Origin of the sequence: Neptunomonas japonica JAMM 1380 (assembly GCF_016592555.1) — a bacterium.
Taxonomy (GTDB): Bacteria; Pseudomonadota; Gammaproteobacteria; order Pseudomonadales; family Balneatricaceae; genus Neptunomonas; species Neptunomonas japonica_A.
Genome location: NZ_AP014546.1, coordinates 1,925,755 through 1,950,118 on the forward strand (window position 1 = coordinate 1,925,755; position 24,364 = coordinate 1,950,118).

Genomic DNA, 24,364 nt, shown 5'->3' on the forward strand with positions numbered 1-24,364 from the left:
ATTACTGTCCTTTGAAATCTGGTTTACGTTTTGCAATAAAGGCTGAAACACCTTCGCGGTAATCTTCAGTTCGTCCTGCTAATGTTTGCAAGTCACGCTCAAGGTCCAGCTGCTCATCAAAAGTATTGGTAGCTGATGCTTGGATAGCACGCTTAATAAGCGCAAGGCCTTTGGTAGGTTGGGTAGCAAAGTGTTGAGCCATCGCCATGGCTTCAGATTTTAGTGATTCGTTTTCAACTGACTTCCAGATCATGCCCCATTGTTCAGCTTGCTCTGCAGATATCTTATCGCCAAGAAGAGAAAGGGCCATCGCGCGAGCCGGCCCAACTAAGCGCGGTAATGTCCAAGTACCGCCACAGTCTGGAATCAAGCCGATTTTACAAAACGCTTGGATAAAAGAGGCTGACTTCGCAGCTAACACGATGTCGCATGCAAAAGCTATATTGGCACCAGCACCGGCAGCAACCCCATTGACGGCACAGATAACAGGCATTTCTAGACTGCGGATAGTACGCAGCATAGGGCTATAGTTTTTCTCGATAGACTCACCAAGGTTAGGGGCTTCACTGCCGGGTGCTACATTTCTATCGCCAAGATCTTGCCCAGCGCAGAAACCACGACCATTACCTGTTAATAACAAGCAGCGTACGGAAGAGTCTTTTTTAACTTCTTTTAATGCGCTGCGTACTTCTGAGTGCATTTGCGCATTGAAGCTGTTTAGGCTATCCGGGCGATTTAAAGTCAGTACCGCAACACCTTCAGAAATTGCAAATTCAATAGTTTCATATGACATTTTATTATTTTCCTGTGAAGTTCGGTTTGCGTTTTTCCATAAAGGCGGCGATCCCTTCGTTACGGTCTTGTGTTGCCGCTAACAAAGTAAAGGATTTACGTTCCAGATTAAGGCCACTTTCTAGCGTTGTTTCATAAGCTTTTAATAGAGATTCTTTTGCAAGTCTAACGGCAATAGGGGGCTTGGTAGCAATTTTTCGTGCCAGCTCCATTGCACGCTCAAGTGAGCGTTCAGGAATAGTTACTTCACTGATTAGGCCTAATGCTTGTGCCTTTTCAGCAGTGATGAATTCGCCAGATAGCACTAATTGCATGGCCATTGATTTGCCGATAGTTCGAATTAAACGTTGTGTACCGCCTGCGCCAGGAATAATGCCGAGATTAATTTCTGGTTGGCCGAATAACGCATTATCACCCGCAATAACAATATCGCAGTGCATTACTAGCTCGCAGCCGCCACCTAAAGCAAAGCCATTAACCGCAGCAACAATCGGCTTAGGGAATAGAGTGATGCGGCGCCAGTAAGAAGGGCGTGGGTCGTTCATTACGCCAACAGCATCCAGTGATGCCATCTCTTTAATATCAGCACCCGCCGCAAAGACCGTATCGCTTCCTGTAATAACAACGGCTTTAATGGCGTCATCATCATTGGCTTGATCGAGCGCGTGGGCCAACTCTTTTAGTAATTGGGTTCGTAGCGCATTATATGCTTCAGGTCTGTTAAGTTTGATGGTGAGTACACCTGACTGGGCTTCACCAACATCTATATCTTGATAATTGTGCATTCAAAGGCGCCTTTATTATCGTTATCTCTCGTACTGTTATTGTCTTAGGTTAACGAAAACATCAAAGGGATACAATATTTATAACTAAAGACATGCTTTATGTATCATAAACTTTGGTGTATGGTCTCTCTATTAATAAAGAACAGCACCTTCACCGAATAACGACAGAGAATCCTCATGAGCCATGCGATGACGCCCCAGCTTGCTGCATTAGTCACCAAGCACGAAAGCACACTAAACGCTGCCCTGAATGCCATTAAAACCCGCGATTACTGGACGCCTTACCCAGAAAATCCGAGCCCACGTGCGTATGGCGAAACCGCCAATGCGGACGGTGAAGCCGCCTTTAAAAGCTACCTAAACCAGAGCTTTGCATTGGAGATGCCGGGTATTGTTGGTGAAGCCGGTGCTGAAGTCTCCCCGTATGGTATTGATCTGAACGTTAAATACCCGCTGGTCGATTTGGGCCAATTACTACCGGCCATGCAGGATGCACGTAAAGCCTGGCGTGATGTGGGCCCTCAAGGGCGTGCAGCCATCTGTTTAGAAATACTGGAGCGTATCAATAAGCGCAGCTTTGAAATTGGCTACGCGGTGATGCACACCTCAGGACAGGGTTTTATGATGGCTTTTCAGGCGGGTGGCCCTCACGCACAAGACCGTGGTCTTGAAGCGGTGGCTTACGGCTACACAGCGATGATGCATACACCGCAAAGTGCTGTGTGGACAAAACCACAAGGAAAGCACGACCCATTAGTTCTAAATAAAACCTTCACAACCGTTGGGCGGGGTATCGGTTTAGTGATTGGTTGTTCAACCTTCCCTACGTGGAATACCTATCCTGGCATGTTTGCCGACCTCATCACCGGTAACCCGGTGGTGGTTAAGCCACACCCTGCGGCTATCTTGCCGGCGGCGATCAGTGTGAAAATTGCACAAGACGTACTAACAGAAAACGGTTTGCCAGCGCATATCGTATCGATGGTCATCGACGAAGATGGCAGCAAACCTGCCACAGCAGAATTGGCCACACGGGAAGAGATCAAACTGATCGACTTCACCGGCAACACGCCGTTTGGTAACTGGTTAGAAAGCAACTGCACACAAGCACAGGTGTATACCGAAAAAGCCGGCGTTAATACCATTGTTATTGACTCCACTGACGACTACAAAGGCATGCTGCGTAACCTTGCTTTTACCTTGAGTCTCTATTCAGGCCAGATGTGTACCACCCCACAAGACATCTTTGTAAGCAAAGATGGCATTGAAACAGACCTCGGTCACAAAACGTTTGATGACGTGGCAGGCGATCTCGCGACCGCGGTGAGCAAGTTCTTATCAGATCCTGAGCGTGCTGCGATGGTGCTGGGTGCTATCCAAGCCCCCGTCACGGCAGAGCGCATTGAAAACAGCGTGACCTTGGGCACGGTCTTGCGTGAATCAGAAACCTTAGTACATCCACACTTCCCGAATGCACGCGTACGTTCACCGCTGTTGATGAGCATTGATGCAGATAAAGCGGACACGTACATGCAAGAACTGTTTGGTCCGATTAGCTTTGTCGTAAAAACGGACAGCACCGCACACTCGATTGCCTTGGCGACCGATGCAGTTAAACAGCACGGTGCGATTACTTTAGGTTGCTATACGCATAATGAGCATATTCAAGAACAGGTAGAAGAAGCGGCAATTGATGGGGGCGTAGCGTTGAGCAGCAACCTCACTGGTGGCGTATTCGTAAACCAGAGCGCAGCGTATAGTGATTTTCATGCCACGGGTTGTAACCCGGCAGCGAATGCGTGTTTGTCAGATTTAGCGTATGTCGCGAATCGTTTTCGTGTAGTGCAGAGCCGTCGCCACGCGTAATAGAGACAGCAATAATAGATTTAGAAAAATTAGGTATGGCTAATAAATACTGGTAATCATGTATTTGTTTCCGTTATAAAGGGGGATGCACAGTCATATGAGCAGTCCCCCTTTTTTATAACCCTCTTTTTTATAATCGGGGAATTATTCTTGGTTATCTGATTTGGAGAGCAGAATGAAAGTATACGAAATTGATGGTGTTACACCGGTCATTGACCCAACAGCTTATGTACATCCAACAGCAGTGCTCATTGGTGATGTAATTATTGGGCCGCGATGCTATGTAGGTCCTGCGGCATGTTTGCGTGGAGATTTTGGGCGACTAGTATTGAAAGAGGGCGCTAATATACAAGATACCTGTGTGATGCATGGTTTTCCTAATAGTGACACTGTTGTTGAGGAAGATGGGCATATCGGGCACGGTGCAGTACTGCATGGTTGTGTCATTAAGAAAAATGCATTGGTGGGTATGAATGCAGTTGTGATGGACGGTGCCGTAGTTGGTGAGTCGGCTATTGTTGCAGCAATGGGTTTTGTGAAAGCGAAATTTGAAGTACCCGATCGCACCTTGGTTGCAGGATCGCCAGTCAAAATTATTCGTGAATTGTCTGATAAAGAGATTCAATGGAAATCGCAAGGAACAGCACAATACCAAGACTTGGCAGTGCGGAGCTTAAGTACTATGCGCGAGGTTGAAGCGCTCACCTCAGTTGAACCAGACCGTAAGCGTCTAGAGATAGATGTGAATGTAAAGCCTTTATATCAGGTTAAAGAAGAGGGGTAGGCTCTTAAAAGTTACGGACTATTCATTGATTTCAAAAGCGATAAGCCATTGATTTAAAGGTCAATGGCTTTTTTGTGCCTGAGCTACTCGGTATGCGGCTCAATAACAGATATCTAAGAAGACATGTATGTATCATGCATGTATAATTTGTCTCCGAAAAGAGACTGTCTTGATTCATGTTGTCCGTTAATAGTCTGTTGCTAGTATCAATAATGGTATTAACACTTTGTTTTAGATTAGATTTTTATCATGAAAAGCCACTAAATAGATGTAGGTATTAAATAAATATGCTTCAAACACAACGTTATCACCGCTGGGGCGTTAGTTTTATTATTGGTCTGCTTACATTGGTAAGAGTGGTTGAAGCAAGTGATGTTGACCTTGAACTTGAGTCTCTGATGAACGCAGATGTACAGGTTACATCTGCGATGAAGCGCTCTCAGCCGATAAGTAACACGGCATCTTCGATATACGTGCTATCAAATAAAGACTTACTGAATGCTGGGGTGCAATCGATTCCTCAAGCGTTAAGTCTCGTCCCAGGAATGCAAGTTCGACAAATAGATAACAATCAGTGGGCGATTACTACACGCTTTGCGGGTGGCCGTTACTCAAGTAGCTTATTGGTACTGATTGATGGGCAAAGTGTTTACAATCCTAGCTTTGCGGGTGTCTATTGGGAAAATATTGATGTGCCAATACAGGATATTGAGCGTATAGAAGTAATACGAGGTCAAACAGGAACGCTGTGGGGTGTTAATGCATCCAATGGTGTCGTTAATATTATTACTAAAAATTCGATAGATACTCGTACGGGATACGTCAATGTAACGGGGGGAGCAGAGCAAGAATATAATTTGAACTTTAGGTATGGGGACAGCATTGGTGACCAAGGCAGTTATCGAGTGTATTCCCATCATTTGAAAGGGAACAAGGCGTCCCAAGGTTTTTTCCCAACAAATGATACTGCTCAACTTAATAGTGTGGGTATGCGTGCTGATTATGCTTTTGATGATGATGTGACGCTCTTTACAAAGTGGAATTTACTGAACTCCCGAATGGGCCAGACCACTCGTCGAGTTAACACTGCTACTCGCATAAATAATTCTTACAATGAAAGTGTTGAGCGAAATAAAATAGATTTTCTAGTTCGTGTTGAGGAACGCCTCTCAAAAAATTCTAACCACATGGTTCAGTTATCCGCAAATAAAGAAACGGGTGATCAGGCATACTTAGATGAAGAATTCACGGCTGTTGATTTTGAATATCAAATTAATACATTAGTAGGTGAGCACCAGATAGATATGGGAGGTTATTATCGCTATAACGATATTAAGCTTGATAGTGCTGAATATATAATGGATTTTGGAGGAAGTAATAAGCTCGAACACTACGGTGGTTTTTTTCAGGCGCAGTTAAATATTGTACCAGATACTTTTCACATTGTTTTAGGAAATATGTCTGCCTATAACGATTTTACAGGTTGGGAGAACCAACCAAGTTTAAGAGCGATATATAAATTTTCACCGAAGCAAACGTTATGGTTTAATGCTTCAAAAGCGGCCAGAGTTCCTTCCTATCTAGAGCATAATATCAAACTACAAGTCAGCGGGAGCAAGGTTAACGACTTTGTAAATACTGGAAACCCATTAATAGACAACTATGTATTAGCAACTTATCTAAGAGGGAATCCTACTGTAGAAGCAGAAAAAACTGTTTCATATGAAGTGGGTTATCGTTTAGCGCAAGAAAATTATTCTTTTGATCTTTCTGCTTATCATACCTCTTCAGATAACACGCTAACTATCAGCCCAACAGTGGACCCGCATGCTTTAAATTCTGTGATGGCTGCCTTGCTTGCAGGTAATACGCCTTTAGCCGTATCTGTATTACAAAGTACTCCTGTTAACTTTGATCTTGCTTCTTTGGCTGCTTTGGATGTTACGGGTGTTGATGCAGTGCTAAGTTGGGATATATCCCCTAAGCTGAATACTGAACTTTCATATAGTATTACAAAACTAAATTATGACCTACCTTCAGGTCATATCGTTGCTATTAGCCGTAATTCAACTCTGATTCAGGCGATGGCAAAATTCAATATCATGTTGCCTCATAATCAATCGCTAAACATTAATGTGAAATCTGAATCAGGGGATACATATGAAACAGGGGATATCTTTACTGCAGATTTTGGTTGGCGCTGGAAAGTTAAGCCTAATGTAATGCTGTCAGTGAATGCATGGAACCTGTTGAGTAGTGACAGCTATGAGTATTTGAATTCAAATGAGCTACATACATCACCCACCAAGGTTGAAAAATCGGTAACCGCTAGCTTGTATGTCGGTTTTTGATAACCACATGTTAGCTTTAACGCTACATAAATATTTTAGGTTTACGCTTAAAATACACAATTATATTGCTCTTTTTTTAGTGCTGATAATTTCTTCAGCGCCTGTTTTCAGCGCTAACCTTGATCGAGAAATGATTCTTAAATCTGGTTTTATTTATAACTTCTCTAGATTTGGGAAGTGGGAATCAGATTTTTTAAATCAAGATAGCTTTACTATTTGCAGTCCAGATAAGACATTCACTCGAGTAGCTAAAATTACGCTCGATCACAAAAAAGTTAAACGATTACCTATTGTTGTAAATGAAATAGGTATTATTAGTGACATAAATAAATGTAGTGTGGTTTTTGTTACAAAAAAATATTATTTGGATTGGAAAAATAGACTGAGCCAATTAGGTAACGAGCAAGTAATGCTGATTGGCGAAAATAAAGGGTTTATTAGATCAGGAGGTCATATAAATTTCTTTATTTTGTCAGGGAAGATAAGGTTTGAGGTTAGCGTTAGTAATTTAAAAAAATCTGGATTACTACTTAGTTCTAAGGTTTTAAGATTAGGTAGAATTCATGAGTAAAATCAAAAAAACTGGCTCTATTGCAAATAAGCTTTTACTGATGTTAGTAGGTATATCAACATTATCAGCGATGATTACGGCAAGTGTTTTATTTGTTAATGAATGGTTCTCAGCGACAAATGAGCAGCGAAAAAATCTGGTCTCTATTGCTGAAATACTAGAGCCTAATTTGATTACTGCTGTGATTTTTGATGATAATCAGACAGTTAATGAACTTATTAATCCGCTAAATAAAAGACAAGAGATTATCTATTCAAGCGTTAGTCGTCCGGATGGTTCTATCATTACGAGTATCGGTGATAGGAAAGCTTACCTAACAGTAGGCGAGAATTTAAGTGATTACATTATTATAAAAAACACCCTCGTTTTTGATAAGCAGAATTTTGGTAAGCTTTTGATTATGGCTGACAAATCTTATGTAGAAAACAGAAGTCAGTTCTACTTATATTTTCTTATTGTTTTGATTCTAGCTAATTTTGTTATTTGTTTGATTATTTCGTTGAGTCTGAGAAAGCGGTTCGTTGCTCCGATTATCCAGTTGGCGTCACTTGCTAAAAAAGTATCCTCTAATCGTGACTATTCATTACGTGCTAAAAAAATAACTGATGATGAAATTGCCGACCTTACGGGTTATTTTAATCAGATGTTGAGTACCATTGAGGAGCGTGATCAATACTTAGAATCTCAGGTGTTTGATCGAACGAAAGAAATCGAACTGGCAAACAAGAACCTTAGGCTTCAAGCATATAATGATAGTTTGACTGGGTTACCCAATCGGCACTTTTTTTATGAAAAGCTACAAAGAACAATCGACTACTCAAATCGTTACAATTTGAAGTTCTCACTCATTTTTATAGACCTTGATAATTTTAAAGAGATTAACGACACATTAGGGCATGATTATGGTGACTTGTTACTAACAGAGGCCTCTAAGCGGCTAGTTGAGTGCGTGCGTGGAACAGACACGGTCGCACGCCTTGGTGGCGATGAGTTTACTCTCATCATTCAGGACCTAAGTTCTAAAGAAAGAATAAACGCCGTTGCTGAGAATATTTTGAAGTGCTTAGCTAAGTCTTTCCAATTAAAAGATGAGCGAGTATTTGTTTCAGGGAGTATCGGTGTAACGGTTTATCCTGATGATGGTGATAATGTTGAATCGCTCGTAAAACATGCAGACCAAGCTATGTATGAATCAAAGCATGCTGGACGTAACTGCTATCGTTTCTTTACAAATGAGCTGCAAGTAAACGCACAGAATAAGAAGATGTTATCTGATGATTTAAGGCGAGCCACTTATGAGAATGAATTTATTTTATGTTATCAGCCCATCATTGAGTTAAAGACGGAAGAGGTCGCTAAAGCAGAAGCACTGGTACGCTGGAACCATCCGTCTAAGGGTATTATTTGGCCTAGCCAGTTTATTCCTTTAGCTGAGGAGATGGGATTAATCAGCGAAATTAGTAGCTGGGTTGCAGAGAATGCACTTAAGCAATCTATTCTATGGCGCTCAATGTCAGGAAAAGAAAGACCAATCTCTATCAATACATCACCCTTGTTGTATAAGGGTGATCCGGCGTGGATAGAAAATTGGTTGCAGCAGCTCAAGGCTAATCACATTCCAGGGAATATGATTACAATTGAGATTACTGAAAGCCTTTTGATGGAGAGCAATGATTCAATTAAGAGCCAATTAATTACGCTTAGGGATCATGGCGTAGAAGTGTCTATTGATGACTTTGGTGTGGGGTATTCATCACTTTCTTATCTTCAAGAATTAGATATAGATGTACTGAAAATAGATCAGTCATTTGTGAAAGGCATTGAGAGTGGTAACGATAGTTTAGCCCTGTGTGAAGCAGTTATCGTAATGGCTCATCGCATAGGGCTTAAAGTAATCGCTGAAGGTATTGAAACGGCTAAACAGCATGAGTTGTTGTTAGAAGCTGGTTGTGATTATGGCCAAGGCTATTATTACTCAAAGCCTATAATGGCTGAGGAATTTACAGAGCGTTTTATTACACAAGCACCACTAGAAATACTAGCTTAGCCAACGTGCTTGTGGGTGAATGGCGAAGCTAGTTTTCTTCTGCCCATCATAATAACAATAAAGCTTATAACTTCATTGCGGTGTTGGTTGTAGCCTCTGCATTTGATTCTTAAAATGCCTCTGTCAGGCTTGGATTTTGAAGGAATCATATCAACAATTTCTATTTCAGGGCGGATGGTGTCTCCGGGCCGAACCGGAGCATTGAAGCGTAGCTCATCGATACCAGGGCCTCCCATGCTGACGGTTTCAAAAATGCGTGTTTGGACCACCATTCTAAAGCACAGTGAAGTAGTCTGAAAACCACTGGCAATTAAGCCACCATAAACGCTTTCTGATGCTGCTTGAGTATCAATATGAAAAGGCTGAGGGTCATAAGTGAGAGCGTAATCTAATATCTGGCCTTCACTTAGTGTGAATCCTTGAGCAGTGAAGGTATCCCCTACAGAGAAATCATCAAAATACCGATCCATAGCCTTCTCCTCGTTGATGGGTTTAGTTACTCATTAAAGATGGCAAAATGAGGCCAGTGCTTTTGAACAACCGGGCTTTTTTGGCTCCAGCTATGGCAAGTATTCATTACATCGGGCAGTGCGTTTCCTGCTGTCCAGTTGCTTTCTTTTTCACGATCTTGGTAAGTAGACTGGTAGGCAGACGTCGCAATAGGGCCAAGTAGCTCAAGTAAGTGAGTGCAGCCACTGTCTCCGCTAAAGAGCGTCTTTGTTATCTTGGTAAAGCCAGGCTTAATCTGCAGGCCAATCAATTTTTTATAAGCTTCACTAATCCCTTTACAGTACTCAAAAGGAGTAAAATCCATACTGGCTTCTGCATCGACAATATTAAGGTCAAGATCGATAGTAATACGCAATGCCATATCATGGATGGCTTCACCGGCTGGTATCTTTCCATCATTTCGCTCTTTAGACATGATGTCGTGATCTTTAATGTCTACAAGATGTCCTTCAATATCCCATAAGCCATCTTCACGACGAAAGCCTTTGCAGATAACGGTTCGCGTATGTTGCGGTGTTCTGTTAGCAGGAGGGGATAAAGGCATGATACTGATCTTCTATATTAGGGTTGTCGAAAAGTTGAAGGTACTGATAATCAAGTCAATTAAGTAGGTTCAACATTTTGGAAACTGTAGTGATCTTTTCACGGGGCTTGCCCGTTATTGCCCTATCAATTTCGGCTTTATTAATGACTTGCCAGTCATTATAACTAACAGATTTAATATTACGTTCATCTAATAGTGTAGATATACAGGAAAACCCCTCTTTATGTGGCAGAGGAACAGTATTTTCCAAGTCTGCAATAATGTCTTTGCTTAATGTTACGGCATCAGTTCGGTTGGAGGGTATGACACCGTTTGCACCTCTTTTGCACCAGCCGACAGCATAAACGTCAGACTCTATGCAGCTATTCTGATGCTCAAACATACCGTTGTTATTGTTAAATGGAACATTGGGTATCGGTGTGGATGTGTATCCTATAGCAGATATAACAGTTCCAACATTAAGAGAAATCAGGTTTTTTGAATTTGCTGATAGGCTGCTAGTCGCGTTATTTCGCGTAAACTCGATGCTAGAAACTTGAGATGTATCACCTTGTATAGTGCTGATTGGGCGATTGAATAAAAAATGTATATTGATGCTTCGCGTATCTGCAGTGGATACTTGAGTTTTTGTATTGTGAAATATCTCTAGGTTCTTTGCAGTGTTTCTTAATCGTTCCTCTTGAATATATTCGGGAGGGAGTTCAGGGATGTTAGAGGTATCAATATGAAATGTCAGATTGGATTGTGACATAACCTCTTGAAGCTCCATCGGTGTGAAATTGACATCTTCAGCCCCACGACGACCAATGATATAGATGTTTTTAATGTTAGCGTTGCTGATCTTATCTAGAGCATTTTGACTAATATCGCTCTTACGAAGTTGTTCTACATCTTTAGAAAGCACACGAAGAATATCTAAAGCGACATTGCCATTGCCGATAACCGCAATATTTTCTGAAATCAACGGATTTAAGTTTGCGTTGTCAGGGTGTCCGTTATACCAGCGACTAAATTCACCAGAACCATAAACACCTTCCAGAGACTCGCCAGGAATGCCTAGTTTTCGGTCAATGGGGGCTCCGCTGGCAAAGACGATAATATGGTAATGTTTTTTTAGCTCTGCATAAGAAACATCTGTTCCTATATGCACATTACCAACAAAGCGAACGTTCTCACGGGAAAGAGTACGCTCAAACTGTCGAGTTATATTTTTTGTATGTTGGTGGTCTGGAGCAACACCGGCTCTGACTAAACCGAAAGGTGTGGGCAATCTTTCAAATAGATCAACTTGAGACTCAGGTAATTTTTTTGCAAGCATGTCAGTGATGTAACAACCAGATGGGCCGCTACCAATAATGGCGATGTGAATCATAAGTTACTCAGGTCCTTTGAATTAAAGACCACCGAAGCGTTTGAAAAAATGAGGGGCAGGTTCTGGTAAAGGGCCATCCGCTGTTTCTTGTGTGGCAGATAAAAACTCTTCCGCGGGCATGAAAATTTTTCTATAAATATTCCTGCATAATACACGTGCAGATGTTCCAACCCAGTCTGCCGGTAATAGCTTTTCAGGCAGGCGAGGATCCCTAAGTAATAATCGACGGTAATGCTGAATGAGTAATGTTCTTAATAAGAAGCATTGCTCTGGGTCTAAATCAGTTTGGTTATCTAAAGCTCGTAGGATAGGGCGGAACCGATCAAGAAATGCTTGGTAGTCTTTTGAAAGCTGGTCTAAATTCCAGCACTCATGGACTAGCTGCTTGAGAGAAGCTGATGTATGGCTACCAAATAACTCTGATTTCATATGGATGATTTCGTTGGTAACACATAACTCTTGTAACGTGTTATTGATTTCGACTAAATCAGCCATTGGGTGTGCCATTACCCCTGGAGCAATGTTGCCAAAACCTTGCCACTCAAACTCTTTCTTTAGTACTTTCCTTAACTCATTATCCAGCTGGGTGGTAATGAGCATATCCCATTTTCCCTCCCATTCAGGGTAGAGCTCAGCATAGATTCTCTTAAAAGCACTTTCAAAGCGGCGGCGTCCTGTATCAGTCAGGCTGTAATAGCTACGTCTGCCGACTTGATTAGAGGTTAGCCATCCTTCTTTTGTTAAACGGAAGATAGAGGTGCGAACAAGACGTTGATTAAGACCTAAAGGTTCAAGTAAGCGAATTAGGCTACCTAGCCATACTGATCCACCACGAGGTGCTATTGCATCACCATAAATAGTGATGATCAGAGAGCCTCCACGAATAGGGCGTTGGTTTTTAAACTCTTCAACGAGTTCATCTATGCATTTGAGTTTGTTCATAAAAATATTATATCACGGAAGCTTTAAAAATTTGAGAGCGTCTACTTTACCGCTAAGGATTGGGCTCCGGTGTTGGTAGCCTAGGATGCATATACTTTTGATAAACAGTTCAACAAATACCCGTATGAAAAATAGGTATTGAAATAGCCCAGTATTATACTTAATATATTAAGTATAATGCTGGGAGGTCACACTGTTCTTTAGTTGTCTTAGCAAATAAGGGAATTGACATTGACTATGTGATACATTATTTTCTTTCTTATGATGATTTCTTGTGTCATTTTGTTGGTGTGATTCAGCCCTTTTATAGGATAGGCCTTTAATTGTGCAAAAGTGAGTTGCTAATCACTAAATGAGGTAAGAGCTGAAATAACAATTTCCAAATAGGAAATAATCTTCTGCAAATGCACTAGGTTATTCACTAGGTGAAATCAGGTATCTTTTGATAGATGTCAATTTTATGGTGTTGTTACTGTGAATATATGATACAAAAAATTGCCTGATGTTAGTGTATTTGTAGCAATAAAAGAGTTGCAACAATGCGTTAGCAGCCTAAGGTTTTTAAAAAGATACTAATAATAATAGATTTTTCGCTGACTCAAAAATAAGCGAGTACTTAAGCCAGGAGAGCAAGTCAATGATAAGAAGAAACTTCCTAAAAGTTGCAGGTGCCTTAACACTAGGTATGTCACTTTCTACAACAGCAATGTCGGATACTGTATTGCGTGTAGGAAGCTGGTTGCCGCCCACGCATGCGCAGAATGCCGTTGTATGGCCTACATGGTCTAAATGGGTAGAAGAAGCGACAGAAGGGCGTGTAAAAGTGCAAATGGAATATGGCTTGGGTCACCCTAAGACAATGTTTGATTTGGTTGAAGATGGCGCTATTGACGCTAGTTTCAGTTATCACGGTTATGTTCCTGGTCGCTTTAAGTTGACTCAAGGTATTGAGCAACCATTATTGGGTGTCAGTGCTGAAGCAGCCTCTGTTGCTCATTGGCGTGTACATAACAAATATTTTGCTAAAGCCCAAGAGCATGATGGACTTGAAGTATTAACATTATTCACCCATGGGCCTGGCCAGATTCATATGGCTGATCCAATTACTAGCTTGGCAGACTTGAAGTCGAAAAAAGTTCGTTTAGGCGGTGGTGTACAGGGTGAACTAGGTAAGCGTTTAGGCGTGACTGCTGTAGGTGCACCAGCACCTAAAGTTTATGAAATGATGCAGCAGGGCGTAATCGATGGTGTGTTTATCCCAATGGGTGAACAGAAGTCTTTACGTTTGAAAGAAGTAGCTAAAAATGTCGTTGCTCTGCCAGGTGGTATGTACTTGGGTAGTTTTGCTATGTTCATCAACCCTGACTTTATGGCAGGTTTGAGTGAAAAAGACCGTGCAGCTATTCGTGCTGTTTCTGGCGAAAAACTAGCGGCAATGGCGGGTGCTGCATGGGATGCAGCTGATGCTGAAGGTTTAATTGCTGCACGTGATGAAGGTGTAAATGTGACTGAAGTTGCAGTCGATGGTCCCATGGCTAAGGAATTCCAAGGTATCGTAGAAGGTATGGATGAAGAATGGATCGAAAGTGTGGCTTCTCGCAAAGTCGATGCAAAAGCAGCGCTTGAAGAGATGCGCTCTATCGCCAGAAACTACGGTAAATAAGGAGTAGGCTATGGGATTTAGTGCCTGGTTAACAGCGCACTATGAAGAGAAAGGGCCAGTCCAATGGCTGGCCTTTGCTCTTGAATTGGTGGCTGCCATTACGCTGTTTTTACTGATGATACTAACCTGTGCTGATGTTTTTGGTCGTTATTTTTTCGGTAATTCGGTTGATGGCACAACAGAGTTAACAGAGATAGGGATTGCTATCCTTGTATTTGCTGAAATGCCGATTGTTACATGGCGTGGTGGGCATATTGTCGTCGATATTCTTGACAAGATGTGGAGCAATACTGTGCTTAAAGCACTGGGGCTACTCTCTGCTTTGTTAATGTCGGGTTCACTGTACTATTTAGGTGTAAGAATCTTTCAATTTGCAGATCGCTCTTTCAGAAGAGAAGAGATCACCGAGTTGCTAGAGATTCCCGTTGGCATAATTGTGCAATATATCGCCTTTATGAGTTGGGCAACAGCGGCGTTGATGATGACTTATGGTGTTTACCATATGCTCACACAGGATCGTGACTAAATAATCTTTTCATTTCACCTTTAACGTTATAGGTATCTCCTTATGGAAACTGCGTTAATCGGTTTCGCGATTTTGCTGCTGCTGATTGTTGTCGTACGTATCCCCATTGCATTCTCTATGGGTATTGTAGGGTTCTTTGGCTTTGCGGCTGTGCAAGGTTTGAATTTCGATAATTTTACAGACTTTAATTGGACGCCTTCTATTAGTATGGCGGCTAAAAGAATTGTTGATACAGCACAGGAATACAGCCTTTCTGTTATTCCTTTATTTATTCTAATGGGTAACTTTGTTACTAAATCTGGACTATCCCAAGAGTTGTACCGTGCATCTTATGCTTTCTTAGGTCACCGTAAAGGTGGTCTGTCGATGGCGACTGTGGTGGCATGCGGTGGTTTTTCAGCTATCTGTGGCTCTAGTTTGGCAACATCTGCAACAATGGCTAAGGTGGCGATGCCTCCTATGCGCAAATATGGCTATGCTGACTCATTGGCTACTGCTTCTATAGCAGCAGGTGGAACGCTGGGCATTCTTATTCCGCCAAGCGTTATTCTTGTTATCTACGGTCTTTTAACCGAGACCAGTATTCGTGAGTTGTTTGCTGCAGGCTTTATACCAGGAATAATGGGGATTTTGCTATACTTGGTTGCTGTGCGCTACGTAGTTTGGCGAAACCCTGAAGATGGCCCTTGTGGTGAAAAGTTCACATGGGCAGAGCGGCTAGAGGCTCTTAACGGTGTGTGGGGAGTATTAATACTCTTTAGTATCGTTATGGGTGGTATTTATCTGGGTATATTTACACCGACTGAAGCGGCTGGGATTGGTGCAGGTGGTGCATTTGCTATCGCGCTTTTCAGAAAATCACTCAACTTTGGTAGTTTGTTCGATATTTTAACGGATACAGCTCGCACATCAGCAATGCTGTTTACCGTACTTATTGGCGCACTGATATTTTCAAACTTTATCAACCGTGCTGGTTTGCCTGCTGATTTGCTAACGCTTGTCTCAGGGCTAGATGTTTCTCCGATGATGATCATCTTTGCCATTTTGCTGATTTATGTTGTTCTGGGAATGGTATTTGAAAGTCTATCAATGCTACTACTGACTATCCCGATCTTTTTCCCTCTTGTTCAAGAGTTGGGTTTTGATCTTGTATGGTTTGGTATTGTGGTGGTGGTGGTAACTGAAATCAGTTTAATTACACCACCTGTCGGTATGAACGTTTTCGTGTTGAGTGCGGTACTGCGTGATGTTAAAGCCAGTACTATCTTTAAAGGTGTAACACCATTTTGGTGTGTTGATATCATTCGTTTGATTTTGATAACACTGATCGCACCTATATCGCTGTTCTTGCCCGAATTACTTTATAGATAATATCGAAGAAAATATAAGGGTGCTTTTTGCACCCTTTTTACTCTGTGCAAGATACCTATTTATCTATTAAGGGGTATCTATAAAACGAGGTGTCACAATGTTACCTGATGTTAAAACTATTCTTTATGCATCCGATATTGAAGAAGGTTCTCGTCCTGCTTTCAGAGCGGCAGTCAGCATGGCAGGGCATTATAATGCCAAGATCACCTTTCTACATGTGATTGAGCCATTGAGTGCATCAGCACGAAATATCATGAAAACAATGATGAACGATGCAGCATTGAATGAGATGCATGACTCAAGCATCGTTAATCTTAAAAATAAGCTGGTTTCACGTATTGAGCGCTTTTGCGAAACAGAGCTTGATGCAAGCGAGATCATGCAAGAAGGGCAGGTTATCCCGCGAGTAGAAGAGGGTGCTTCTGACCGCGTCATTCTCAAAGTGGCAAAAGAGATTGGTGCAGACCTTATTGTGATGGGGACGCGTACGCATTCTTCTGTAGGGCAGTTTTTGTTGGGCTCAACAGCAAACCGCATTATGCACCATACCGAAATACCGGTGCTGATTATTCCGCTTAAGTAGTCTATTTGTTTCTAGTAAGGAAATAATATTGTTCTGTTTAGCTACTTATTTAGAAAGAATGAATTCGGTATCGTATGACCCATCGAAACAATCAGAATTTACTGTAATACAAAAACTGTAGTACAAATATAGGTAAAAAATATGACGAAGAAGTCTTTTGCGTCCTCTGCGGACCTCGGCGTAAAAACCGAAACATTGGAAATCCTAGGTGATGGTATTTATGCACTAACCGCTGAAGGCGATCCAAATATATGTGCGGTTGAAGGTGAAGACTTCATTGTTGCTTTTGAAGCGCGTGCAACACCAAAAGCTGCCAATGACTGGTTAGAAAAACTACGTGAACATACAGACAAGCCAGTAAAATACCTTGTACTGTCTCATTACCATGCTGTTCGTGTCTTAGGTGCTTCTGCCTACAATGCAGAATCTATCATTGCGCACGAAAACACTAAGTTTTTGATTGAAGAGCGTGGAATGCAGGACTGGGCAAGTGAATTTGGCCGTATGCCTCGTTTGTTCCGCGAGCCAGACGGTATTCCTGGTTTGACGCATCCTGATATTGTTTTCAATGATCGTATGGAAATTCCACTCGGTGGTGACCGCGGCAACCTAGTACTTGAGTACTGTGGACGTGGTCATACGGCAGGTGACATTGTTGCTTGGATTCCAAAGCAAAAAGTTTTGTTTGCTGGTGATTTAGTAGAAGCTGCTGCAGCGCTTTATACAGGCGATGCTTTCCATTTTGACTGGTCTACAGAGACTCTAGACAAAGTTAAAAAATATGAAGCTGAAGTATTAGTTGGTGGCCGTGGTGCTGTTGTTCGTGGTCGTGCTGATGTTGATGCGGCAATTGAGCAAACACGCGGTTTCTTAACGGGTATGATCGAGAAGGTCGGTGAAGTTCATAAACGTGGCGGTAGCGTTAAAAAAGCGTTTGAGTCTACACGTGACCATTTAGGCCCTCAGTTCGGTATGTGGCCAATCTTTGAACATTGCCTGCCATTTGACGTTCAGCGTCTGTGGGATGAGTTTGACGGTATTGACTGGCCGCGCATCTGGACTGATGAGCGTGATCAAGAAGTATGGGCTAAACTCCAAGACTAATGACTCGCTCTTCAAAGGCACCCTCTTATAGGGTGCCTTTTTCGTTTCTCATCATTAAATCAAAGACTTGTAACTTCTCCGGACAGTTGTTAGCTTGCTTCTAAGCAGACTAATAATATGTGGGGTGTTTGGATGGATGTTCTTTCTGCAATGGGTGTCTTTGTTCGTGTCGTTGATCTTAAAAGCTTTTCGTTAGCGGCAGCAGAAATGGGTATCTCCAGCTCTTCCGTGAGTAAGCAGGTTTCACAGCTAGAGCAGCATGTCGGCGCTAAGCTATTGCAAAGAACAACGCGGCGTTTGTTCGTTACCGACGTCGGTGCTGCGTATTATGAAAAATGCCAAACAATTCTGGAAGAAGTAGAAGACGCAGAAAATCTAGTCTCTCAGTTACAAGGCAAGCCACGCGGCATACTGCGTATCACTTGTAATATGACCTTTGGTCAGATGCAGCTATCAAAAGCAATTCCTGAATTTATGGATAAACACCCTGATGTACAGGTCGATATAACCCTAGATGACAGGGCGCCAGACCTCATACGTGATGGCTTTGATATGGCGATTCGTATTGCTGACCCGCAATTGCCGGATTCAAGTATGATCGCGCGTGAGATCTCTAAAATTCCCATGTATATCTGCGCAACACCCACTTACCTTGAGACACACGGCTACCCTGAGTGTGCAGAACAACTCAAAGAACATAATTGCTTGGTGTTTGTGTATGCGGCTAATGCAAACCAGTGGACCCTAGAGAGAAATGGCAAGCGTTGTACTGTTCCTGTCAGCGGTGATTTAAAAGCTAACAATAGCTTAGTGGTCAGAGAGTCTGTTTTGCATCACCGAGGTATCGCCAATTTGGCGGGTTTTGTTATTTCTCGCTTTGTTAAGTCTGGTGACCTAGTGCAGGTTTTTCCAGACCATCAACCGGAACTATTATCAATTTTTGCCGTATATCCTGATCGTAAATACACCTCGCCAAAAGTGAGTGCTTTTATAGATTTTTTCCGTGAATGGTTGGAAATCAATCATAAAGAAGATCTTTGGGCTGAAGTGGTCCATTAATGTAAATTAATGAATAATGAGTACGTCTTTAGCATGATTAATGCGTATTTATTCTGCTTGTTCGCTCTTTTGTTTCTTATTAAGAAAGAATCTTATTCGTTTAAGCCTGATTATCAATGCGCGGGTTTCCGGTATCTTTAGTACATGAAAGCGCTGTTCGCTATGTAACCTGAGAACATAAAACGAGAGCCCCTGTAATGTTAAATACCTATACTTTCCCCGAGTTTCATTATGCTCGGTCAGCTGATCAAGATTCCCAGAAAACAGTTAAGCATCCCGTCGTCGTTGTTGGCGCTGGACCCATGGGGCTCGCCGCTGCTGTCGATTTAGCGCTTAATGATGTACCCGTTGTTATTCTTGATGATAACAATACGGTGAGTGTTGGCTCACGTGCAGTATGTTATGCCAAACGCTTTCTGGATATTTCTGACAGGCTGGGTGTAGGTCAACGCTTAGTTGATAAAGGTGTGACGTGGAATATCGGAAGAGTGTTTCTGGATGAAGAGCAAGTCTATAGCTTTAACATGCTTCCAGAAGAGCATCATCGTCGACCAGGCTTTATAAACCTTCAGCAGTATTATATGGAAGAGTATTACGTTGATCGCATTAGTCAGCTAGACAATGCAGATTTGCGTTGGAAAAACAAAGTCATCAACGTTGTTGAAGAAAATGACCATGTCACGTTAACAGTGGGTACGCCAGAAGGCGAGTATCAGATCCAAGCACAATATGTGATCGCCTGTGACGGTGCTAACTCTAAAGTTCGCGCTATGTGTGGGTTAGAGTCTAAAGGGCAAGTTTTCCAGGATCGTTTCTTAATTGCTGATGTAGTGATGGATCCTAAAAACTTCCCGCCTGAGCGTTGGTTTTGGTTTAACCCTCCGTTCCATGAAGGCCAATCAACATTATTGCACCGTCAGGCTGATAATGTATGGCGTATTGATTTTGACTTAGGTTGGGATGCTGATCCTGAAGAAGAGAAGAAGCCTGAAAACATTATTCCACGCGTGCGAGCTTTCTTAGGTGAAGATGTTGAGTTTGAACTAGAGTGGGCATCGGTTTACACCTTCACATGCCGTCGTATGGAGGCGTTCCGCAAGGGGCGTATCTTCTTTGCAGGCGATGCTGCACATCAGGTTTCTCCGTTTGGAGCACGTGGTGCTAACTCAGGTATTGAAGATATAGACAATCTAGTGTGGAAACTAAAGCTAGTTATGGAACACCGGGCCCCCGAGTCTTTACTCGATAGCTACTCGCCGGAGCGTGTCTTTGCGGCAGATGAAAACATCCTTAACTCTACACGAAGCACTGACTTTATATCGCCAAAGAATGCCATTAGCCGTGTCTTCCGTGATGCTGTTCTAAAGTTGGCTAAGAACTACAATTTTGCCCGCCCATTGGTGAATAGTGGCCGTTTATCGGTGCCACCAATCTTGACAGAATCATCATTGAACACAGCCGATAGTAGCAAGTTCGCTTGTAAAGTTGTTCCTGGTGCGCCTTGTACCGACGGGCCGGTAATGCGTAATGGTGCAGAAGACTATCTGCTCACATGTTTAGGCAATACGTTTAATGGATTGCTATTTATTGAACAACAAAAAGACCTGAGCCAAGATGTTTTGGAGCAGCTTGCCGTGTTGGCTACTCAAGAAGTTCCCGTTAAAACCTTTATCGTAGCACGCCATGAAATGGATATTGAGCTTCCAAAAGGGGTTGAGCTGTTAGTCGATAAAGTAGGCGCAGTAAATGAGCGCTTAGATGCTACATCAGGAACATTTTATTTGATGCGTCCTGACCAGCTAGTAACCGCACGTATGCGCCAGTTTGATCAGCAAGCCGTTGGCGCGGCATTGAATAAAGCACTGGGCAAGTAATCAGGAGATAATGAATAATGAGCACATTAATTACCGAAGCAAACCTGCCACGTCCAGATGATTTTTATCAAGTACTCACGGATATGCATAGAGACCTAACCGATGAGCAAAGTGCTGATGTGAATGCTCGCCTAATATTATTATTGAGCAACCACATTGGTGATCAAGGCGTATTAGAAGAAGCGATGACAATTGCTCGTGAGCATATTAGCTGATAGTTAAGAAGCAGTATGTGATGTTATTTAGAGAGCCCGGCCTAGTGCCGGGTTTTGATGTTTATCGTAGAATGAAATTGATAGATTTCACGTAGGGATAGAAACATGATTTTATATGATTACTGCAGATCATCAGCTGCATACCGTGTTCGTATTGCCTTGAACCTAAAAGGCCTTGCTTATGAGCAAGTCGCCGTAAACTTGGTAACGGGTGAGCATCGTGAAGAGTCGCATATAGAGCGCAACGCACAAGCATTAGTCCCTGTACTTGAAGATAATGGCGTGCAACTAACGCAATCAATGGCGATTAGTGAATACTTAGATGAAGCGTATCCACAAACGTCTCAGCTGCTCACAGGTTCTGCTATTGAAAGAGCCCAGCAAAGAGCTTTTGCCTTGGCTATTGCATGTGATATCCATCCCGTTAATAACTTACGTGTGCTTCAGTATTTAGTGGGCGAGATGGGCGTTGATGCAGAAAAGAAAATGCAATGGTATCACCACTGGATTCACACAACGTTTAAAGCGCTTGAGATGAAGTTAGAAAATAGGGCAGCACAAACTGACTTTTGCTGTGGCGATCAACCATCCATTGCAGATATCTGCCTTGTTCCTCAGGTGTTTAATGCAAACCGCTTTGAAGTAGATATGTCTTTGTATCCGCTTATTGCGGCTATTAATGAGCGCTGCTTGCAAATAGACGCCTTTAGAAAAGCGCACCCAGATTTACAACCAGGTGCGTAGCTCTAAGTAATAGGTGCGTTAGATGGACTCGGACATGGCTTGCATGGCTTCCCGAGTCCACTCCATTGCTTCACGGTAGCCTTTTTCATAAATAACATCGTCAAAGTCTGTTGGCAGTAATTCCCAGTTACCTGCTTCATAATTTATAACGTTGTTAAGTACTACTCCAATATCACCTGTGCCATCACAAATAGCTTCTTTGATATCGTCACCTAACGGGACTTGTTCAAGCATTTTATCCCGTTCAATATCTAATAGAGCATGTAACCCAGACATCATACCTGCCATAAAATAGCTAGGCGCATTACTCTTGTTTTGCTGCTGAGCTACTTGCTCAGACATGCGGCCTCTAATGAGAAGTGCACGAGACAGCTCTTCAGGTTTGTCTGAGTTTGCAGACATCGCTATGAGCGTTGTCCACTTTTTGACTTGCGGTATACCCAGTAAAACAATCGCTTCTGATACTGACTCGACCTTGCGGATCAAAGAGTAGGCGGCAGAGTTAACAATGCGCAACAGTTTATAAGTGAGTACAGGGTCTGTGATAATCAGTTTTTCAAGTGCTTCTGGCTTTGCGTCAGGGTTCTGTAATGCCTGCATTAGTTGTAGTAGGGCTATTTGACCTGTGCTTATTTTCTTGCCCTTAACAAGCTTAGGCCTTGATAAAAAGTAGCCTTGAAACAGTTTAAATCCAAGAGAAATACAAGTATCAAGCATTTCATGCGTTTCAATTTTTTCAGCAAGTAAGGCGCATTTATACGGTTTAATGGTTTTAATCAGTTGAACCATCTCATCGTGAGTATGTTCAAGTACATCAATCTTAACAATGTGCGCTATTTCTAAGAGCGGAATGTACTCGGGACTATAGATAAAATCATCCAGTGCAATGCGGTATCCCTGGTCAGCGAGTTTGCGCACGCCATTGATAAAAGCCTCATCAACATGGGCATCTTCGAGTAACTCGAGCACAATCTGTTTTTTGGGTAGATCAGGAATATTCCCGTCTACCACGATGTCATAGGTAAGGTTAATAAAAGCGGGAACAACCCTAACCTCACCCGCATCACATATAGAGGTGTATTCGTTTAAAAGTACTTCACTCGTAGCCTCAGTGCCTCGGAAAACGGCTGTTTCTGAATCGCCATCTGTTCGGTACAATATTTCATACGCAACGACACGTTGTTGTCGGTCAAAAATTGGCTGGCGTGCCATTAAGACCTGGCTGCCCATTTCGGCATCATTCATTTATTAGCTTTCCTGCATATAAAATATAACTATAAGTTTAGTCGGTGATTTTTAAGTTTGCCAAAATTTATTACAGTTATTGCACGGTTTCATTGATGCATGACGTTATAATAGGCGCTACTGATAAGGAGAGTGTTATGACGATCAACTGGTTTCCCGGACATATGCATAAAGCCCGTAAGGAAATTGCCAAGGTCATGGATGAAATTGATGCCGTGATAGAGGTATTAGATGCGCGCTTACCGTTGTCTAGTGAGAACCCATTGGTTAATTCATTACGCAAAGGAAAACCTGTACTAAAAATCCTTAACAAGAGCGACTTGGCAGACCCTACTAAAACAGCGCAATGGTTAAATTACTTTAATGGTTTAGAAAACATTAAAGCGATTAGCTTAGACCAAGACCAGAAAAAGCTGATCAATAGCATCCCAGAGATGTGTAAACAGATGGTACCTGTTCGTGTGAATCAAGACCGTCCTGTACGTGTCATGATTATGGGTATTCCAAATGTTGGAAAATCGACATTGATTAATGCCTTACTGGGGCGGCGAATTGCTAAAGTAGGTAACGAGCCTGCTGTTACTAAAAACCAAAAACGCTACATCTTAAAAAATGGTATGGCGTTATCGGATACACCGGGTTTTCTTTGGCCTAAAATTGAAGATCAAGAATCGGGGTATCGCTTGGCAGCAAGTGGTGCGATTCGTGATACAGCAATTGAATATGAACTGGTTGCACTGTTTGCTGCACAGTTCATGCTAAATGAATACCCGCAACGACTGCTTGAGCGCTATAAGCTGAAAGAGTTACCTGTAGGCAGTGATGAGTTGTTAGATGAGATTGGCCGTAAGCGTGGAGGGTTGCGCCCGGGGGGGGTAGTTGACCTTCATAAAGCGTCAGAGGTGCTATTGCATGATATGCGAGGAGGTAAGCTGGGGCCTATTACCTTTGAAACAGTAGCTGAGTGGATATTTAAACAAGAAGAAGCTATTCGTTTGCAAAAAGAAGCCGAAGAAGCACAATTGCAGCTTGAAGCCGATGCAGCAAAAAAAGCGCTGGAAAACCAAAATTATAGAAAGTCTGGAGAAAATAAGTATGACGCGTAAGAAAAAGCAGCGTAGCCATGTAGGCCAATTTATTACGGGAGAATCGGATATTCCGACTAAAGAAGAGCTGTTAGCTGATCCAAACAGTAAAGAAAGCCTAAAAAAGAAAGCCTTAGAGCAGAGCAAGAAAAGAAAATCTGTCTATCAAAAAGAGCTAGATAAACAGCAGGCAGAGAAAGACAAAGCAGATAAGCTACAACAACCACAAGGTGGCCGTTTAGCTGACAAAATCCGCGCAAATGCCAAAGCAAAAGAAAACGAACAAGCCGACTCATAATATTCTGCCGTTCTTTATAGAGACTCTGCGTTA

At 42.3% G+C, this 24,364-nt stretch carries 23 protein-coding genes; 16 read left to right on the forward strand and 7 right to left on the reverse strand.

What is annotated here, in order from left to right:
* Window position 1: 1 nt before the first annotated feature.
* Window positions 2–793, reverse strand: coding sequence for a 2-(1,2-epoxy-1,2-dihydrophenyl)acetyl-CoA isomerase PaaG (gene paaG / locus NEJAP_RS09045; RefSeq protein ID WP_201350297.1), 792 nt, complete (start codon window positions 791–793; stop codon window positions 2–4).
* A 4-nt stretch (window positions 794–797) separates the two neighbouring features.
* Window positions 798–1,577, reverse strand: a complete 780-nt coding sequence (gene paaF / locus NEJAP_RS09050) for a 2,3-dehydroadipyl-CoA hydratase PaaF (RefSeq protein ID WP_201350298.1) — start codon at window positions 1,575–1,577, stop codon at window positions 798–800.
* Between the two features lie 177 nt (window positions 1,578–1,754).
* Between paaF and paaN the strand changes: the two genes are divergently transcribed.
* The 5 genes from paaN to NEJAP_RS09075 all read left to right on the forward strand — a co-directional run bounded on the left by paaN (window position 1,755) and on the right by NEJAP_RS09075 (window position 9,196).
* The gene (paaN, locus tag NEJAP_RS09055; RefSeq protein ID WP_201350299.1) at window positions 1,755–3,443 is read left to right on the forward strand and encodes a phenylacetic acid degradation protein PaaN; all 1,689 of its coding nucleotides are present in this window, start codon (window positions 1,755–1,757) and stop codon (window positions 3,441–3,443) included.
* A 175-nt stretch (window positions 3,444–3,618) separates the two neighbouring features.
* A complete protein-coding gene (gene paaY / locus NEJAP_RS09060; protein ID WP_201350300.1) occupies window positions 3,619–4,227 on the forward strand; it encodes a phenylacetic acid degradation protein PaaY in 609 nt (202 codons plus the stop codon).
* A gap of 287 nt (window positions 4,228–4,514) precedes the next feature.
* Entirely contained in the window at window positions 4,515–6,578 is a 2,064-nt protein-coding gene (locus NEJAP_RS09065; protein ID WP_201350301.1) for a TonB-dependent receptor plug domain-containing protein, read from the forward strand.
* 7 nt (window positions 6,579–6,585) lie between these two features.
* Window positions 6,586–7,149 carry a YfiR family protein gene (locus NEJAP_RS09070; RefSeq protein WP_201350302.1) on the forward strand — a complete coding sequence of 188 codons (564 nt, stop codon included), beginning with the start codon at window positions 6,586–6,588 and terminating at the stop codon, window positions 7,147–7,149.
* Window positions 7,142–9,196, forward strand: coding sequence for an EAL domain-containing protein (locus tag NEJAP_RS09075; protein WP_201350303.1), 2,055 nt, complete (start codon window positions 7,142–7,144; stop codon window positions 9,194–9,196). The genes NEJAP_RS09070 and NEJAP_RS09075 overlap by 8 nt, the downstream gene beginning before the upstream one ends.
* On the opposite strand, the gene NEJAP_RS09080 is transcribed toward NEJAP_RS09075, so the two are convergent.
* Genes NEJAP_RS09080 through paaX form a run of 4 tightly spaced genes read right to left on the reverse strand, consistent with a single transcriptional unit; the run spans window position 9,193 to window position 12,564 of the window.
* A complete protein-coding gene (locus NEJAP_RS09080) occupies window positions 9,193–9,666 on the reverse strand; it encodes a MaoC family dehydratase (protein WP_201350304.1) in 474 nt (157 codons plus the stop codon). The two genes, NEJAP_RS09075 and NEJAP_RS09080, sit on opposite strands and share 4 nt — an antisense overlap.
* A gap of 26 nt (window positions 9,667–9,692) precedes the next feature.
* Window positions 9,693–10,250 (reverse strand): DUF2889 domain-containing protein, encoded by a 558-nt coding sequence (locus tag NEJAP_RS09085; RefSeq protein WP_201350305.1) that lies wholly within the window; start codon window positions 10,248–10,250, stop codon window positions 9,693–9,695.
* A 55-nt stretch (window positions 10,251–10,305) separates the two neighbouring features.
* Window positions 10,306–11,622, reverse strand: a complete 1,317-nt coding sequence (locus NEJAP_RS09090) for a hypothetical protein (protein ID WP_201350306.1) — start codon at window positions 11,620–11,622, stop codon at window positions 10,306–10,308.
* A gap of 21 nt (window positions 11,623–11,643) precedes the next feature.
* The gene (gene paaX / locus NEJAP_RS09095) at window positions 11,644–12,564 is read right to left on the reverse strand and encodes a phenylacetic acid degradation operon negative regulatory protein PaaX (RefSeq protein ID WP_201350307.1); all 921 of its coding nucleotides are present in this window, start codon (window positions 12,562–12,564) and stop codon (window positions 11,644–11,646) included.
* Between the two features lie 637 nt (window positions 12,565–13,201).
* On the opposite strand from paaX, the gene NEJAP_RS09100 reads away from it, so the two are divergent.
* The 9 genes from NEJAP_RS09100 to maiA all read left to right on the forward strand — a co-directional run bounded on the left by NEJAP_RS09100 (window position 13,202) and on the right by maiA (window position 21,703).
* Window positions 13,202–14,227, forward strand: a complete 1,026-nt coding sequence (locus NEJAP_RS09100; protein WP_201350308.1) for a TRAP transporter substrate-binding protein — start codon at window positions 13,202–13,204, stop codon at window positions 14,225–14,227.
* A gap of 10 nt (window positions 14,228–14,237) precedes the next feature.
* Window positions 14,238–14,753 (forward strand): TRAP transporter small permease, encoded by a 516-nt coding sequence (locus NEJAP_RS09105; protein WP_201350309.1) that lies wholly within the window; start codon window positions 14,238–14,240, stop codon window positions 14,751–14,753.
* Window positions 14,754–14,795: 42 nt separating this feature from the next.
* Window positions 14,796–16,124: a TRAP transporter large permease gene (locus NEJAP_RS09110; protein WP_201350310.1), complete on the forward strand. Its 1,329-nt coding sequence runs from the start codon at window positions 14,796–14,798 to the stop codon at window positions 16,122–16,124.
* A gap of 97 nt (window positions 16,125–16,221) precedes the next feature.
* Window positions 16,222–16,707: a universal stress protein gene (locus NEJAP_RS09115; RefSeq protein WP_201350311.1), complete on the forward strand. Its 486-nt coding sequence runs from the start codon at window positions 16,222–16,224 to the stop codon at window positions 16,705–16,707.
* A 141-nt stretch (window positions 16,708–16,848) separates the two neighbouring features.
* Entirely contained in the window at window positions 16,849–17,811 is a 963-nt protein-coding gene (locus NEJAP_RS09120) for an MBL fold metallo-hydrolase (protein WP_201350312.1), read from the forward strand.
* A 132-nt stretch (window positions 17,812–17,943) separates the two neighbouring features.
* Window positions 17,944–18,870 (forward strand): LysR family transcriptional regulator, encoded by a 927-nt coding sequence (locus NEJAP_RS09125; RefSeq protein WP_201350313.1) that lies wholly within the window; start codon window positions 17,944–17,946, stop codon window positions 18,868–18,870.
* A 197-nt stretch (window positions 18,871–19,067) separates the two neighbouring features.
* Complete coding sequence (locus tag NEJAP_RS09130) at window positions 19,068–20,744, forward strand: FAD-dependent oxidoreductase (protein ID WP_201350314.1); 1,677 nt, start codon at window positions 19,068–19,070, stop codon at window positions 20,742–20,744.
* A gap of 17 nt (window positions 20,745–20,761) precedes the next feature.
* Window positions 20,762–20,959 (forward strand): DUF2783 domain-containing protein, encoded by a 198-nt coding sequence (locus NEJAP_RS09135; protein WP_201350315.1) that lies wholly within the window; start codon window positions 20,762–20,764, stop codon window positions 20,957–20,959.
* A gap of 105 nt (window positions 20,960–21,064) precedes the next feature.
* Complete coding sequence (gene maiA / locus NEJAP_RS09140) at window positions 21,065–21,703, forward strand: maleylacetoacetate isomerase (RefSeq protein ID WP_201350316.1); 639 nt, start codon at window positions 21,065–21,067, stop codon at window positions 21,701–21,703.
* A gap of 18 nt (window positions 21,704–21,721) precedes the next feature.
* On the opposite strand, the gene NEJAP_RS09145 is transcribed toward maiA, so the two are convergent.
* On the reverse strand, window positions 21,722–22,948 hold the full coding sequence (locus NEJAP_RS09145) for an EAL and HDOD domain-containing protein (RefSeq protein WP_201350317.1): 1,227 nt from the start codon (window positions 22,946–22,948) through the stop codon (window positions 21,722–21,724).
* Window positions 22,949–23,085: 137 nt separating this feature from the next.
* Between NEJAP_RS09145 and ylqF the strand changes: the two genes are divergently transcribed.
* Window positions 23,086–24,054, forward strand: coding sequence for a ribosome biogenesis GTPase YlqF (gene ylqF, locus NEJAP_RS09150; protein ID WP_201350318.1), 969 nt, complete (start codon window positions 23,086–23,088; stop codon window positions 24,052–24,054).
* Window positions 24,044–24,331 carry a hypothetical protein gene (locus tag NEJAP_RS09155; RefSeq protein ID WP_028470694.1) on the forward strand — a complete coding sequence of 96 codons (288 nt, stop codon included), beginning with the start codon at window positions 24,044–24,046 and terminating at the stop codon, window positions 24,329–24,331. Before ylqF ends, NEJAP_RS09155 begins: the two co-directional genes overlap by 11 nt.
* Window positions 24,332–24,364 lie beyond the last annotated feature (33 nt).

Coding starts and splice junctions, on each gene's coding strand:
- paaG (WP_201350297.1), bottom strand. CDS start 793: ATGTCATATGAAACTATTGAATTTGCAATTTCTGAAGGTGTTGCGGTA.
- paaF (WP_201350298.1), bottom strand. CDS start 1,577: ATGCACAATTATCAAGATATAGATGTTGGTGAAGCCCAGTCAGGTGTA.
- paaN (WP_201350299.1), top strand. CDS start 1,755: ATGAGCCATGCGATGACGCCCCAGCTTGCTGCATTAGTCACCAAGCAC.
- paaY (WP_201350300.1), top strand. CDS start 3,619: ATGAAAGTATACGAAATTGATGGTGTTACACCGGTCATTGACCCAACA.
- NEJAP_RS09065 (WP_201350301.1), top strand. CDS start 4,515: ATGCTTCAAACACAACGTTATCACCGCTGGGGCGTTAGTTTTATTATT.
- NEJAP_RS09070 (WP_201350302.1), top strand. CDS start 6,586: ATGTTAGCTTTAACGCTACATAAATATTTTAGGTTTACGCTTAAAATA.
- NEJAP_RS09075 (WP_201350303.1), top strand. CDS start 7,142: ATGAGTAAAATCAAAAAAACTGGCTCTATTGCAAATAAGCTTTTACTG.
- NEJAP_RS09080 (WP_201350304.1), bottom strand. CDS start 9,666: ATGGATCGGTATTTTGATGATTTCTCTGTAGGGGATACCTTCACTGCT.
- NEJAP_RS09085 (WP_201350305.1), bottom strand. CDS start 10,250: ATGCCTTTATCCCCTCCTGCTAACAGAACACCGCAACATACGCGAACC.
- NEJAP_RS09090 (WP_201350306.1), bottom strand. CDS start 11,622: ATGATTCACATCGCCATTATTGGTAGCGGCCCATCTGGTTGTTACATC.
- paaX (WP_201350307.1), bottom strand. CDS start 12,564: ATGAACAAACTCAAATGCATAGATGAACTCGTTGAAGAGTTTAAAAAC.
- NEJAP_RS09100 (WP_201350308.1), top strand. CDS start 13,202: ATGATAAGAAGAAACTTCCTAAAAGTTGCAGGTGCCTTAACACTAGGT.
- NEJAP_RS09105 (WP_201350309.1), top strand. CDS start 14,238: ATGGGATTTAGTGCCTGGTTAACAGCGCACTATGAAGAGAAAGGGCCA.
- NEJAP_RS09110 (WP_201350310.1), top strand. CDS start 14,796: ATGGAAACTGCGTTAATCGGTTTCGCGATTTTGCTGCTGCTGATTGTT.
- NEJAP_RS09115 (WP_201350311.1), top strand. CDS start 16,222: ATGTTACCTGATGTTAAAACTATTCTTTATGCATCCGATATTGAAGAA.
- NEJAP_RS09120 (WP_201350312.1), top strand. CDS start 16,849: ATGACGAAGAAGTCTTTTGCGTCCTCTGCGGACCTCGGCGTAAAAACC.
- NEJAP_RS09125 (WP_201350313.1), top strand. CDS start 17,944: ATGGATGTTCTTTCTGCAATGGGTGTCTTTGTTCGTGTCGTTGATCTT.
- NEJAP_RS09130 (WP_201350314.1), top strand. CDS start 19,068: ATGTTAAATACCTATACTTTCCCCGAGTTTCATTATGCTCGGTCAGCT.
- NEJAP_RS09135 (WP_201350315.1), top strand. CDS start 20,762: ATGAGCACATTAATTACCGAAGCAAACCTGCCACGTCCAGATGATTTT.
- maiA (WP_201350316.1), top strand. CDS start 21,065: ATGATTTTATATGATTACTGCAGATCATCAGCTGCATACCGTGTTCGT.
- NEJAP_RS09145 (WP_201350317.1), bottom strand. CDS start 22,948: ATGAATGATGCCGAAATGGGCAGCCAGGTCTTAATGGCACGCCAGCCA.
- ylqF (WP_201350318.1), top strand. CDS start 23,086: ATGACGATCAACTGGTTTCCCGGACATATGCATAAAGCCCGTAAGGAA.
- NEJAP_RS09155 (WP_028470694.1), top strand. CDS start 24,044: ATGACGCGTAAGAAAAAGCAGCGTAGCCATGTAGGCCAATTTATTACG.